General features: G+C 44.1%; 10 protein-coding genes. 7 read left to right on the top strand and 3 right to left on the bottom strand.

Going from position 1 to position 14,877, the window contains the following annotated elements:
* Nucleotides 1-53: 53 nt before the first annotated feature.
* From AB4513_RS19900 to manA, 6 genes are all read left to right on the top strand, one after another.
* Entirely contained in the window at nucleotides 54-2,969 is a 2,916-nt protein-coding gene (locus AB4513_RS19900; protein WP_102257669.1) for an alkaline phosphatase family protein, read from the top strand.
* 366 nt (nucleotides 2,970-3,335) lie between these two features.
* The gene (gene uhpT / locus AB4513_RS19895) at nucleotides 3,336-4,730 is read left to right on the top strand and encodes a hexose-6-phosphate:phosphate antiporter (protein WP_009846131.1); all 1,395 of its coding nucleotides are present in this window, start codon (nucleotides 3,336-3,338) and stop codon (nucleotides 4,728-4,730) included.
* Nucleotides 4,731-4,918: 188 nt separating this feature from the next.
* Nucleotides 4,919-5,527 carry a transcriptional regulator UhpA gene (uhpA, locus tag AB4513_RS19890; protein ID WP_009846132.1) on the top strand — a complete coding sequence of 203 codons (609 nt, stop codon included), beginning with the start codon at nucleotides 4,919-4,921 and terminating at the stop codon, nucleotides 5,525-5,527.
* Nucleotides 5,527-7,023: a signal transduction histidine-protein kinase/phosphatase UhpB gene (uhpB, locus tag AB4513_RS19885; protein WP_032499231.1), complete on the top strand. Its 1,497-nt coding sequence runs from the start codon at nucleotides 5,527-5,529 to the stop codon at nucleotides 7,021-7,023. The genes uhpA and uhpB overlap by 1 nt, the downstream gene beginning before the upstream one ends.
* 8 nt (nucleotides 7,024-7,031) lie before the next feature.
* Nucleotides 7,032-8,372, top strand: coding sequence for an MFS transporter (locus AB4513_RS19880; protein ID WP_009846134.1), 1,341 nt, complete (start codon nucleotides 7,032-7,034; stop codon nucleotides 8,370-8,372).
* A 266-nt stretch (nucleotides 8,373-8,638) separates the two neighbouring features.
* On the top strand, nucleotides 8,639-9,844 hold the full coding sequence (gene manA, locus AB4513_RS19875) for a mannose-6-phosphate isomerase, class I (protein WP_102257668.1): 1,206 nt from the start codon (nucleotides 8,639-8,641) through the stop codon (nucleotides 9,842-9,844).
* Between the two features lie 856 nt (nucleotides 9,845-10,700).
* On the opposite strand, the gene AB4513_RS19870 is transcribed toward manA, so the two are convergent.
* The 3 genes from AB4513_RS19870 to AB4513_RS19860 all read right to left on the bottom strand — a co-directional run bounded on the left by AB4513_RS19870 (nucleotide 10,701) and on the right by AB4513_RS19860 (nucleotide 13,875).
* A complete protein-coding gene (locus AB4513_RS19870; protein WP_010432560.1) occupies nucleotides 10,701-10,958 on the bottom strand; it encodes a YdcH family protein in 258 nt (85 codons plus the stop codon).
* 467 nt (nucleotides 10,959-11,425) lie between these two features.
* The gene (locus tag AB4513_RS19865; protein ID WP_102257667.1) at nucleotides 11,426-12,415 is read right to left on the bottom strand and encodes a rhodanese-related sulfurtransferase; all 990 of its coding nucleotides are present in this window, start codon (nucleotides 12,413-12,415) and stop codon (nucleotides 11,426-11,428) included.
* A 311-nt stretch (nucleotides 12,416-12,726) separates the two neighbouring features.
* Nucleotides 12,727-13,875, bottom strand: a complete 1,149-nt coding sequence (locus AB4513_RS19860; RefSeq protein ID WP_102257666.1) for a PLP-dependent aminotransferase family protein — start codon at nucleotides 13,873-13,875, stop codon at nucleotides 12,727-12,729.
* 115 nt (nucleotides 13,876-13,990) lie between these two features.
* Here AB4513_RS19860 and AB4513_RS19855 point away from each other — a divergent pair, with 115 nt between their 5' ends.
* Nucleotides 13,991-14,860, top strand: a complete 870-nt coding sequence (locus tag AB4513_RS19855; RefSeq protein WP_009846140.1) for a GyrI-like domain-containing protein — start codon at nucleotides 13,991-13,993, stop codon at nucleotides 14,858-14,860.
* The last annotated feature ends 17 nt before the right edge of the window (nucleotides 14,861-14,877 follow it).

Genomic DNA, 14,877 nt, shown 5'->3' with positions numbered 1-14,877 from the left:
AACTGAAACAATACGCTGCATTTATAGAAGTGTGTTGATCTAAAGGAAATTTGATGAGCTCTTATTCTCACGTTCGCAGTTACGCCAGTTTATTCAGTGCCTTATCGTTGGCGCTTGCATCAGCTCCGAGTGCCGCTGATATATCAACAACGCCCGTCATTGGTGGCGTGTTTAGCTCCAGTGAAGTGTTGAAAAATCAGGTGCTTTCAAGCCTAAGTTATTCTGCCAAACTCACTCGTGATGCAGCTCTTTTCACCATTGGTGGCGTTACATTAGATGCGTATATTCTCGCTCTCCCTTTAGATGTCAAAACAAAAGCCAGAGTCGTTGCTCAGTTATCTAACCCGACGTACTCAATTCCTTTGGGTTATTTTCTCTATAGTTATTACGACCGCTATTCAGGCTTGGGCAGTGAAGATGTGTTCAAATCTTACTTGTCGACGGTTTATGATAAGCAGGCGCTAAAGGGCTTTGAACATAGCCTCTATCATGTTGGAGATAAGCCAACCTCAGAGCATCACGAGCCAGATACCTCGACTGAAGCAACGGGACATCATGAAGGTATTCGTATCGATGAACAGTTCATTGCCAACATGGTGGTTATCTACGATGCGTTATTCGAAATTGGTGTCTGGCAGGATATGGACACGCTCCCTGCGAATTACACATACTTAACCAATAGCCCTGAAGATCTAGCGATCATCGCTCAGATTCAACCGATCATCGTTGATTTGATCGGTAAAGCGGCATTGGGAATGGATGACGGCGATATGAAGTCTGCAATGCTGGCGATTGCAGAAGATGGCAAACCAGAAAACGCTGATAAGCCGAATAACAAAGCACAAGCTCTTACCATCACTCTCATTGATTTTGTGCGCTTAAACTTGCTTAAAGCTTATCGACAATTTGTGTTTAAAGAAGAACGTGCAGAAGCGCTCGATGATTGGATGCAACAAGCGTTCAGTGACCAGCCTGATGCGCTCATTCAATTCTTAGAATCCCAACAGCAAAAACGTTTTGCGGTCCAAGTGACGGTCGATGGTTTACAGCAAGGGTTGATTGAGGGGTTGGTCGATGAAGATTCACCTTTCATTTCGGTGGCTTATCAGAACCATAAAAACCGAGCGCAATACAAACCTCAGTTAGAAACGGTGATTGAGCCTGAGCATCAACAACAAGTGAGTTTCATGGAAGTTCTGTCTGAACAAACCTATCGTGATCCGAATTATCTTCCGTTCTTCAAAAAGCTCTATCAAGAGCATCGAGACAATATTAGCCGAGTGGGTATCTCTTCAACTCCCACAATCAGCGTACGTAACCTACCTATCATCAAAACGGGTGCAAAAGTGTCTGGTAACGGTGGAACGGGTATCCCTAATTTCCACTTTGTCGACCGAGAGATCGACCGAGCGTATTACTTCTTTGGTAATGATGCCCTGCAGTTAGATGTGTTGATGGCAGACAATAAGGTACAAACCATGTTTGATCGCCTTGATTACCTAAAAACGCTGAACTGCAACGCTCAATATGATTGGAATGCTCACACTACTTACGATGGGTTAGTAAACCTAGGTTTGGGTGAGTCACTACGTGATTATGGTGAGAAACGCTGCGTTAAAGAGCTTCAAGAACGTTCAGAAGTCGAAGTGGTTTTGCAAGAAAAGCGTCAAGCCTTGATTGAAGATATTGAAGCGTATCAGACTATATCTGGCTTTGATTTTTTCACTAAGTTTTCAAAGAGAGCTCTGGTTAAACAGTCTATCACTCAGTTTGCCGAGTTAGATGGAAAAGGGATGCCAGACTACACCTTGGTGTATAACCCATGGCCGGATCACTTCGCGCACTTTACCGGTCCTTTTAGTGACGAAATTCTGATGCCGACCGGAGAGCTCAATCGACTGGACTATTGGATTCGCCAGATTGAAGCGACTTACCGTAGTGCAGGCGTTTACGATAAAACGCTATGGGGGATGGCAGGGGATCATGGTTTAACGCCGGTGTTCTACGCGCTCAATCCAGAAAAGCAGGTATTTGAAGGCTTACAAGCAGAGCTAGCGTATCCAATTGTGGTTAAGAAGATATCTTCAGACGAGGGGGAAGGGCCTAAAATCACCAATGCGCTAAGCTACCCAAGTTCGAAGGAATTGGATGTGGTGGTCGCCTCGACGGCTGGTGGTAACTTCATGATGGATTTCTTTAATTCGGCTCAAGGGTGGCAGGTTCAGCCGGTTTACCAAGAACTCACGCAGTGGTCTCCGATTGCTGCGACAGTTGGTCAGAATATCGACATCATCAATCAGATAGCGCAACGCTTGCCTGAAAGTCTTGATTATATGGTCGTAAGAGAAAGTACATGTGATCAACAACGTTGCACTGTTCGTGTGATTGGCAACCGTGATTTAAAACGGGTCGATGAATTGATCACACGTGAAGGTGACAAGCTTTTCTATGAGTCATTGGAAGACAACCGAGCGCCGATTTTACTCAATACGCAAAGGTTAAATCCATACCTAGCATCACCAAGCGAAGCTGATTTTTCACAGTACTCTCAATTAGTAGAAAAGTGTATTAACCGAGCGGTTAAGGCGGATGTGACAACGTGGTGTAGCAGTGCTGAGTGGACTTCATTGACGCAACCAACACCTCGACCAGATTCAGTGAATCAACTGGCTAATATCTACCTTGAAGATAGGGCTGGCACGGTTAACTTGTTCCCTAAAGCGGGAATTGGCTACAACACCAAGGTACCGGGCCGTCATGCTGGTGAGGATTACTTAGAAAAAGATGCCTTTATCGGATTCTGGGGAGCGCCAATTGGTGAGAACTCATTACCATTAAAAATTGAAGCCAACGGATCTTTAGCGCCAACGCTGTTTGAGTATTTGACCGGAGAACCTGTGGTCGAAGGCGAGAACGGTTGGGGTTTTCCGTCGTTGCTGAATAAGTTGGATGTGTCTAAGAATAATTAAACTCTATTATCTATCGTTTAGGTTACGATACCGTAAAGCGAATCTAATGTGGCTTTTATTAGCCACTTTAGATTTCAATAAACTGCTCAATACAATCGATGTTTAGTTTGCTTGGGGCACCTACCAAATATCTTAACTAACGACACCTTTCCAATACCTCTTCACGGCATAACACATTTTAAATAAAGTGATGCTGTTCACGCTTTCTTGACTCCCAATTCTGAACTAAGAATTTTTCCTAGTTATTCTAAGACCCTCTCTCATGCGGTCGCTTTTTAGACTCCTTATTATTTCATCATCGAATTGCAAAGAGTGCATGGTCAGTAATGTTCCGTGCAGACCTCATCAATAATAAGAGAGTTCACAATGTTAAAGTTCCTAGATCAGGTTAGAAAACCGACGCTGGATCTTCCGGTCGAAACTAGAAGAAAAATGTGGTTTAAACCATTCCTACAATCGTACCTAGTCGTATTCATTGGCTATTTGACCATGTATTTAATCCGTAAGAACTTCAATGTCGCGCAAAACGACATGATTTCTACTTATGGATTATCAATGACCGATCTAGGTCTTATTGGTCTTGGCTTTTCAATTACTTATGGTATTGGTAAAACGGTTGTTTCCTACTACGCGGATGGCAAAAACACCAAGCAGTTCCTGCCATTCATGCTTATCCTATCTGGCCTTGCCATGTTGGGCTTTAGCTTCAGCTTGGGTGGAGGCAGCGCTAGCTTATTCATGATGGTTGCCTTCTACGCATTGAGTGGTTTCTTTCAAAGTACCGGTGGTCCTTCAAGTTATTCGACTATTACTAAATGGACGCCTCGTAATAAGCGTGGGTCGTATTTAGGTCTTTGGAACATGTCACACAACGTAGGTGGTGCAGGTGCTGCTGGTGTAGCGCTGTTTGGCGCTAACTACTTTTTTGATGGCAACGTAATTGGTATGTTCGTGTTCCCATCGATCATCGCGATTGTGGTTGGTTTTATTGGGATGCGTTTTGGTAACGACTCTCCAGAAGCATACGGTTTAGGTACAGTTGAAGAGTTGTTTGACGAAGAAATCAGCGAAGAAGATACTATTGCTGAAGAAAATCAAATGACTAAGAAAGAGATCTTTGTTGAATATATCCTTAAAAACAAAGTGATCTGGTTACTCTGCTTCGCGAATATCTTTTTGTACATTGTTCGTATCGGTATCGATCAATGGTCTACCGTTTATGCGTATCAAGAGTTAGGTCTATCAAAAGAAACGGCTATTTCAGGCTTTACTCTGTTTGAAGTTGGCGCTCTGGTCGGTACATTAATGTGGGGTTATTTATCAGACCTTGCTAACGGACGTCGTGCTTTAGTTGCTTGTGTATCGCTTGGACTGATTATTGTATCTCTAGAGTTTTATCAGCATGCAACGAGCGAGTTCATGTACCTAGCATCACTATTCGTACTTGGCTTCCTAGTATTCGGTCCTCAACTGTTGATTGGTGTTGCTGCGGTAGGTTTTGTTCCTAAGAAAGCAATCAGTGTGGCTGATGGCGTGAAAGGCACATTTGCTTACCTAATTGGTGACAGTTTTGCCAAACTTGGCCTAGGCATGATTGCAGACGGAACGCCTATTTTCGGCTTAACAGGTTGGAAAGGGACATTTGCAGCACTCGATACTTCTGCTGCCATTTGTATTGTTTTACTGTTGTTCGTTGCTATTGCGGAAGAGAAGAAGATTCGTCACGCGAAGAAGATGCACCTAGCGGCTCAAAACGCGTAGCTTGTCTGAGTACTTGTTCTCGCAAAGAGAGTTTCGGGTAGATAGTTTCACGTGCTTTATTGGTTTAAAGCACGTGAGATCATACCAATCGTTAGTTCGATTCAGTATCATCTCTACCAATAAACTTAATTTTAGATAGCTCCTGTTGGGGCTATTTTTCTTTCTCACTCTTAATTTTGGTTAATATCATGATTAATGTTGCGCTTGTTGATGACCACGTCATTGTTCGATCTGGCTTCGCTCAATTACTCAGTCTTGAAACTGATATAACGGTCGTGGGGGAGTTTAACTCTGCGGCAGAAGCGCGCCTCGGACTGCCAAGTTGTCACCCTGATGTCGTTATCTTGGATATTTCAATGCAAGATGAAAGTGGCCTGAGCTTATTGGAAGAGATTCCATCTGGCATTGCTAGTATTATGTTGAGCGTACATGACTCTCCGGCGATGGTTGAAAAGTCATTAGAGTTAGGAGCTAAAGGTTATCTCAGTAAACGCTGTAGCCCTGATGAGTTAATTCAGGCCGTACACACGAGCGCAAATGGCGGCTGCTACCTTACGCCAGATATCGCCATAAAACTTGCGACACCAATGAAGAATAAAGCCTCGTTAAATCAGCTCACCCGCAGGGAAAGCGAAGTGTGCCAGTTATTGGCGACAGGGCTCGACGTGAAATCTATTGCTGTCGAGTTAGGGGTTAGCCATAAAACGGTACATGTGCACCGTGCCAATGCCATGGACAAACTCAATGTTAAGAACAACGTTGAGTTAGCTAAATTGTTCGCTCAAGACCAGTACTAATGCGTTCTTATCTAGCCACCTCCTTATGCGGGGTTTTTATGGCTGGCTGTGCATGGTTCTGTTTATGGGTTATTGCCTTCTATTTCATTAATGACCCTGAGTTAGCCATTCTGCTTTTCCCATTCTCACTCCGGTTAGGAATGACGCTGCACACTCGCACTCACTATTGGCCTGCTATCTATATTGCAGAGTGGGGGCTCGCGATTGCCCTAGCTCTCCTACTTGATGAACCTCAATGGCTGACGATACTAATCGCCAGTGGACTAAGTATTCCAGCCACTCTAATTGCCAAACGTTATTATTCTGGTGACCTGAATCGTCACTTGTTGGTGATGGCGAGCTTAATCATGGTCACAGCACTCATCAATGTTGCCGCGGTCAGTTCTCATGTTCCGGCTGTTTACATGGTGTGGTTGGTGAGCACCACAGGTGGTTTGATGTTAGTGCCGATGTGTTATCTGGTATGGAATTACCTATTCCAAAACAAGTGGGCGCCACTGAGCTCTTACTTAATCAACAATGTCATTGAGTTCAAAATCCGTCACATCGCTTTATACAGCCTCTTGTTGGTCGTCAGTATTTTGATACAAACCAGTTTGCCAGATGAGCTAAGGCGCTTCGCCCCGTTCTGTATGGCTATCCCTATTATCTTGCTCGCCGTTCGTTATGGATGGCAAGGCGCCTTGCTCGCTACCCTGCTAAATAGCGTCGCGTTGATTGCAGCCCACAGTGGCACGTCCAAACTCGAAATTACTGATTTACTCTTGTCTCTTTCCGCTCAGACCATCACAGGTATTTTGCTTGGTTTAGCTGTTCAAAAACAAAAAGATCTCAACTCGAAATTACGCAGTGAGCTCTCTAGGAATCAAAACCTTTCCCGTCAGCTAATCACGGCTGAAGAATCGGTTCGTCGTGATATTGCCCGTGAGTTACATGATGAGATAGGCCAGAACATCACGGCAATTCGGACTCAAGCGAGCATTATCAAACGTGTCGATGCGGCTGAAATGAGCGTTCGCTGTGCTGGTACGATTGAATCATTGTCGTTGAATGTTTATGACACCACCAAGCGTTTGCTAACAAAGCTAAGACCAAAAATGTTGGACGACCTTGACCTGAAGGACTCCGTTGAACAGCTCATACGGGAAATGGAGTTTTCAGATCACGGCGTTGATATCCAGCTAAATTGGCACGGTGACTACTCATGTTTGAGTGACACGCTCAAGGTTACTCTCTTCCGACTGTGCCAAGAGTCTTTAAACAATGCCCACAAATATGCTGAAGCAAGTGAAATTAGAATAGAACTGATTCTAGATGATCAAGCTTATCTTCGAATTACAGACAATGGTGTTGGTTTTACAGCGCAGGATCTTCTCAAAGGAATGGGTGTTCGTGGTATGCAAGAGCGTGTTCAGGCGCTCGGTGGCAAGATGGCAATCAACGCTAATGACTCTTCTTCGGGTACTAATATCAGCGTTACATTACCTAAAGTGTGAGAACGAATATGTTTGGATTTCTGCGCTCAACAACGTCAAAAAGTCATACTCTAAGCGATGATGAGGTCAATCAGCGTTATCGTTATTGGCGTCTTCACATCATGATAGGAATGTATGTCGGCTATGCAGGTTTTTACTTCACTCGTAAAACCTTTAATTATGCCGCGCCAGCCATGATCACCGATCTTGGCTTAGACAAAGGCGATATCGGCTTGATTGGCACGCTCTTTTATCTTTCTTACGGCTTATCTAAGTTTATTTCAGGCACCATATCGGATCGGTCGAACCCGCGTTACTTCATGGGGCTCGGCCTAATCGCGACAGGCTTGATCAATATCGCGTTTGGTTTTTCTAGTTCGTTGGCTGCTTTTATATCGCTTTGGGTGCTTAATGCATGGTTCCAAGGTTGGGGCTGGCCATCGTGTTCCAAGTTATTGACGACCTGGTATTCTCGCTCCGAAAGAGGCTTTCGCTGGGCTATATGGAATACAGCACACAACGTTGGTGGGGCATTGATTCCTATTCTCGTCGGCTATCTAACTCTCCAATACAGTTGGCGATCTGGGTTTATATGGCCGGGTGTGATTGGTGTTTTTATTGGTCTTATCGTCTGTTGGCGCTTACGTGATAAGCCCACGACCATGGGGCTTCCGACGGTAGGGAAGTGGCGCAATGACCATCTAGAATTGGCGCAAGAGAGCCATGGGCAAGGGTTAAGCTATCGAGAGATCCTGAAAACCTATGTGTTCAGCAATAAGTACATTTGGCTGCTCGCCTTTAGCTATGTGTTGGTTTACATCGTAAGAACGGCAGTTAACGACTGGGGCAATTTATATCTCACCGAAGAGCACGATTATAGTTTGATAAACGCCAACGCTGCGTTGTCTCTGTTTGAGATTGGCGGTTTCGTTGGTTCACTTGTTGCTGGATGGGGATCGGATAGGCTGTTTGGTGGTAACCGTGGTCCCATGAATATCCTGTTCGCGATTGGTATCTTCCTCTCAGTATCCGCTTTATGGCTTATGCCTCTAACCAACTTTGTGTTTCAAGCGGCTGGGCTGTTTTGTGTAGGCTTTTTTGTGTTTGGCCCTCAAATGCTAATAGGTATGGCTGCCGCGGAATGCTCACATAAAGACTCCGCAGGAGCTGCGACAGGCTTTGTTGGCTTATTTGCCTATATGGGTGCTGCACTTTCTGGCTACCCATTAGCGCTCGTTCTAGAAACTTATGGCTGGAGTGGGTTCTTCATTACCATCTCGACTTGTGCGGCCGTTATTGGCTTGCTGCTACTGCCTTTCTTACAAGCTCAATCGCCTCAGAAAAGTGCAGAGGTTCGCTCTGGCTTTTAAGGGATTTCTTCGTAAATAAGATAGCTGCTAATGGTCCTCTGGTTATTATGCAGCTACCCTATCTTCAGCTTTTTTTTACGTAGCATTCAAATGTGACTCTTTTCACGCTTTTCATGGTTCTCACCTGTTTCTAAGAATTTTTCCTATTGCGTCTAAGACCTCATCTCATGTGGGTTCTAGCTGCTCTCTGTAGTCTTTCTAATTATTTACGTTATTAGAAATCAGCTCTCTGAATTGTGTTCAAAGGGCTCACTACGGAAAACGCCATGTCACTCAGCCACTTCTCAGAACACTCATTTTTCCCAATGGAAAACACCATCCAAAATTATGCATGGGGGAGTATTTCTTCGATACGTGAACTGTTTGGCTTTAAGAATGAGTCACAAGAGCCGCAAGCGGAAGTTTGGATGGGAGCGCATCCAAAAGGTTGCTCAATGGTTAAGCTTGACCAACATTTGGTGCCTCTCTCTGAGCTGATTAACAAGAATAAACCCGCTTATTTATCTACTGATATTGCGCAGGAGTTCGGTGAACTGCCGTTCTTGTTTAAGATCTTGGCAGCAGAAAAAGCGCTATCGGTCCAGGTCCACCCAAACAAGCACCAAGCCGAGTTAGGCTTTGCGAGAGAGGAGCAAGCAGGAATCCCTCTGACTGCAGGGCATCGTAATTATAAAGACTCTAACCATAAACCTGAATTGGTTTACGCGATCACTGAGTACCAAGCGATGAATGGCTTTCGAGAATTTAATGAAATATTAGGTTTGTTCAGAAGATTAGACTCTAGCGTGCTCGCTGGCTTGATTGAAGAGTTTGGGACCCACCTTGACTCTCTAGGTTTAGAAGCGTTTTTCCGTGATCTATTAACGCTTAATGACCAATGTAAACATCAAGCGCTAGAGCAACTTCTGACTTACGCAGAGGCTCACCAAGATCAAACAGAATTTGCATTGATCATTGAACTTAGCCATCAGTACCCGAACGATATCGGTCTGTTTTGTGTTCTGCTGCTTAACTTGATCACACTAAAGCCAGGTGAAGCGATGTATTTGAATGCGAACACTCCGCACGCTTACATTAAAGGTACCGGGCTTGAGATTATGGCAAATTCAGACAACGTGCTACGAGCAGGTTTAACGCCAAAACACATTGATGTCGCTGAGTTAGTCGCCTGCACAAAATTCACGCCAATTCCGTTCGAAGGCTTGTTGTTAGAGCCATCAAAACTGGGTAAATGTGATTGTTATGATATCCCGGTCAGTGACTTCAATTTCAATATCTTTCATCGTCCTCATCAAGAAGAAGTTATCACAAGTGGCGCTGAAATTTTAATGGCAATAGATGATGACCTAGTGCTAATGAGTCAGAAAGGCGAGCACTTAACCCTCACCAAAGGGCAATCGGTATTTATCCCAGCCTATATTGGTCACTACGAATTGAGCAGCAACGGCCGAGTGGCTAGGGCGTTTAATTAGCGAAGTAGCTGTATTCGGGTAGTTCACTTTTGATTTGTTGATACGAAGGCACTGTAGTTTCGTGTTTTAAACGACAAAAAAACCTCAACCCGTTAGGTTGAGGTTTTTTTGTGCTTGAAGAATGTAGGTGAGGTGTGTTTTTTTAGTTTCTTCTTTATTTATGCTTAGGTATTGACCTAGCCCTTACCCTACAACGCTTCCAATAAATTCAACCAATTAATGGGTATGTTATTAGTTTTCTTGGTTTTTTTCTAAATGGAGAACTAACGTAAGAATATTGGATTGATCTTTATCAGCGTGAGAGTTTCATTGATCCAAATCAATACTCAAAGTTGGTGGTTCTCGTTAAATACGGGAAAATGAAGAGGTTATGCAGTGCATCATATTGTGCTATCGCTAAGGTGAACGCACAACATATAGTGTTTTTTTTGATATTTAAGTAGGAGGTGAAAATGACAATGTTTGAGATGTAAAAAAGCCTACACAAGGTAGGCTTTTTTATCTGTATCATGCACGTTGTAATAAGCAAAGTTTAGAGTCTTCTCCTACAAAGTCTTAAAACTTCTGGACAACAATTATGATGACTTGTTTCAAGGCGAATCATATCAAAGTCCACGCAAAAAACAATGTGCTCCATTTATATAAAATAGAGAGTACAGTTCATGATGAACAAAATTAGTATTTTGTTAGACGTAGCTGAGAGAGTATTAGCAATTATCCACTTCTTAGTATCTGAAGATTTTGAATTACCGACCGCTATCATTCAGATTTTCACTAAATTAGCTGCGTAAATTTGTGGTAAACAGCCCGTCAACGGGCTGTTTATAAAAACGTTTTTGAGGACAAGTGTATTCTGTTAAACGATCTTAAGTGCGTGGTGGCGCGTGAGCTGTTTGTGTAGCGAGTCTTTTAGCGCCATGCGTTCTACTTTGAGGTTGTGCATGCTGTCGTCATCGATAGGGCTGCCAGAGATTTCTAGCTGACGGATGTCGTAGTCGAGTTGGTGGTATTTCTGCATGTCTGCTTTGAATTTTTCGTCGTCGTGGTTGAGCTGAACAATGTCTAATTTAAGATCTGGGAAATCTAAGATAAAGGCATGGTTTTCATTGAGCATTGGCACTTCCTCTCTAGTCGGATTTTTAGGGCGTGTTGATCTTTCGAGCTTGTTTTTGCGGCGAATTGCTGGGTATTTCTACAAGGCAGAGGCTTTGATGTGTAGCTAGCCTACATGAGAGGCCGATAACGTAGTAGAAATAACCAGCAAACGCTGCCCGAAGGGTTCGGCTAAAAGCGTTTTACTCTTTGTTAAGGGAGATTTGCTTAGAATGACTAGGCTACTTCTCCCTCGCCGCGATTAAAACGCTTTTATCTCGAACAAAATCCAACCGCGGAAGGTCAACACGCCCTGACAGTATAGAAGCAATTTATCGAAAGAAATGTGGTTCAAAACACAAAGCCGTAAAGCGATCAAAAAAGGGCACAAACTCGAGGAATCATCTTCGAACTTGCGCCCTTTTGTATGTATATAGCTAACTATTTATAGTTATATGTTTGGAACTATGCGTGTTGAAAGCAGAAGGATTACTTCGCTTTCTTACCAGAGCGTTGCTGCTCTTTGTGTGCAAGCTTCTCTTTTTTGCGTTGCTCGATAAGGTGAGCAGCATCGCCGCCTACGTGGGTTTCGCCACGGGCATTCGACAGTTGAACTTGCTTTTCACGTTCGCGGAAACGGGCTTTCTGCTCGTCGCTGTGCTTATCAATACACTTAGGGCAGCTTACGCCTTTCTCGAAGTGTTCAGAGGCTTTGTCTTCGTCAGTGATTGGCAAACGACACGCGTTACACACATCGTAACCGCTCTTTTCTAGCTGGTGGTTTACTGCAACACGACCGTCAAATACGTAGCAGTCGCCTTCCCACATGCTCTCTTCTTCTGGTACTTCTTCTAGGTACTTAAGAATGCCGCCTTCAAGGTGGTAAACCTCATCAAAGCCTTGTTCTTTCATGTAGGCTGTTGATTTTTCGCAACGAATACCGCCAGTACAGAACATCGCGACTTTTTTGTGTTTCTTAGGATCGAGATTTTCTTCAACGTATTGAGGGAATTCACGGAAGGTTTCTGTGTTTGGGTTTACAGCATTTTTGAATGTACCGATATCGACTTCGTAATCGTTACGAGTATCAACCAGAATCACATCAGGATCAGAGATCAATGCGTTCCATTCGTTTGGTTTCACGTAAGTGCCGACAACGTGGCGTGGGTCGATACCCTCAACGCCCATGGTTACGATCTCTTTCTTGAGCTTAACCTTGGTGCGGTTGAATGGTTGTTCTTCGTTGAACGACTCCTTGTAAACAACATCAGCCAAACGAGAATCTTGTTTGAACCATTTAAGAAGAGCGTCGATAGATTCGCGCTTACCTGCAACGGTGCCGTTGATACCTTCACTCGCAAGTAGCAAAGTACCGCGGATTTGGTTGGCTTCTAACACGTCAGTGAGTGGCTGGCGAATTTCTTGGTAATCATCAAGTGCTACGAATTTATACAGAGCACATACAACATATTGAGACATGGTTTTTCCTTTCTGCGAGCTGGAACGTAAATCCAGAGCGTTGCCTTTTATGATACAGACTGAGTTTAATTCACTCAGGTTTGCCCATATTGGCTTATTAAAATCCGCCGCAGTATAACCAAGCCAAGGATGGACAAAAACCAACCAAAAATAGGGCTATTTATCATTTCTATTTGTGTGGTTTATGGGCTAGGAAGTTCAATGAAACTGTTTTATCAGGTTCGAATTACAACAACGTATTCCCAAACCAAAAGGCCCTGCTGTAAAAACAGCAGGGCCTTGGTATTGAATCTGTCTGACTTAATCAGCGATTACGCTTGGTTAAGTACTTCCGCTAAGCGTTTTACCGCTTCTGTTAATTCTTCTGGGTTGGCGTTGGTGAAGTTTAAGCGCAGTGCAGCTTTAGCTTCATCAGCCTTTGGATAGAATACTGGGCTTGGTACTACCGCTACGCCATTCGATAGCAGAGTCTTAGCTAATTCGAAGGTATCGCACTCTGGGATTTCAACCCAAATGAACATTCCGCCATCAACGGATTTTAATACACAGTCAGTAGGCAGCTGTTTTTCTAGCTCTGAAAACAGCACTTCATAACGAGACTTGTAAAGGGTACGAATATTTTCCATGTGCAGGTTGAAATCTTCATGTTTTAGAAGACCAACAAGCAGCGCTTGCATTGGTACACTTGAGTGTAAGTCCGCGCCTTGCTTCACTTTGATTAGTGGCTCAAGGTAGCTGCGTTTACCTGTTACCGCGCCAATACGTAGACCTGGCGATGCAATCTTAGAGAATGAACGAAGAACGATAGAGTTATCAGGGCAGAACGAAGAAACCATTGGCAGCTCAGTGCCTGTAAAGCGTAGCTCGCGGTAAGGCGCATCTTCAATGAATGCCACGTTGTATTTAATACACAGTTCAGCCACTTTTTGACGAGTTTCTGTTGCCCAACATACACCTGTTGGGTTGTGAAAATCTGGCACGGCGTAGAACATTTTCGGTGATTGCTCTGCAAAGCACGTTTCCAGTTCGTCTAGGTTCGGGCCAAATTCAGTTTGAGACACGGTCGCAATGTTTGCTTGAACTAAGCCAAACACTTGCATCGCACCCAAGTAGCTTGGCGCTTCCATCACAACCACATCATTCGGATCAACATACGCTCGTGCAATCAAATCCAAACCTTGCTGAGAACCGGTACAGATCATTGCTGTGTGAGTCTCTGGCAATTGGTAGCTTTGCGTAAGGTGATCAAGCAACGGGCCGTAACCCGCAGTAGAACCGTATTGGAAAACTTCAGGCATGTTCGCTAAGTTTTCTAGCGTTGGCTTCATTAAATCGATAGGGAATGTTTTCTCGTCCGGTAAACCACCGGCCAATGAGATGACATTTGGATCGCTTGCGGCTGCGAGGATCTCTCGAATGTATGAAGATTGAATCTGTTGTAATGACTGTGCGATTTCCATGTGTTGTGTCTCGTCGTTTTTCGTTTTTATTCTATCGCTTGATATTACACGGCAATTGTAAAAACTAGCGTGTCCGTTTATGCTCTTAAACATGTCCATTTATGCTATTTAAACGATGTCACGACAACACTTATCCCGAATCAATGATGTTCTGTTCCATATTCATCAAGACATCAGTCAGCCTTTGTCGGCAAAAGCGCTCTCCGAGATTGCGGCTTATTCAGAACAACACTTCCACCGCACCTTTAAAAGCGTGGTTGGGGAGTCGCTACATCAGTACATTCGACGCACTCGAATGGAGTATGCGGCCAATCAATTGATGTTCGATACCACGTCGTCAGTGGTAGAGATTGCTAGCAAATGTGGCTTTAGTTCGGTGTCATCTTTCAGCCGAGCATTCAAAGCGACCTTTAACATGTCGCCCGGAGAATGGCGTAAACACGACTTACAGATAGCAGAAAAACCCTATTTGAAAGATCCCGAAGTAGCGGCGGGTTATTTGAACGTGGCGCAGAGAGTGTTACCCGAACCTAAGATCGTTGAAACACCAGAGCGCATGGCGGCTTATGTTCGACATACGGGTTATAACCGTTCCATTCGCAACGCGTGGCTGATATTGAAAGCGTGGGCGAACTCAGAACAGCGCGACTTTTCGAGCCAATTTGGTTTGCATCACTCAAACCCTGCTTGGGTTGAAATGGATCAGTGTCGCTATGTGGCGTGTATCGCGATTGATGAGCCGATTAAGTATCGCAGTGTCGTGAACCAGATGGTGATTCCGGGTGGTTTACACGCGGTATTCCGACTGAATGGCCGTTATGGTGAGCTGCTACCACAGATCAGTATGGTGTTAGAAAAGTGGCTACCTACGTCTGGCTTTAAACAGCGCTCTACTCCTGCGTATGTGCATTATCATCAGAATCATTTTCTCAACAGTGATGAAGTGTTTGAGCTTGATTTCTATCTCCCTGTGAGTTTTTATTAGTAACCCCATTTTTGAGG

The organism is Vibrio sp. 10N.222.54.E6 (assembly GCF_041473955.1).
Classification (GTDB): domain Bacteria; phylum Pseudomonadota; class Gammaproteobacteria; order Enterobacterales; family Vibrionaceae; genus Vibrio; species Vibrio tasmaniensis_A.
Note: the sequence above shows the minus strand (reverse complement) of the source record. Positions and strands in the feature narration are given on the sequence as shown.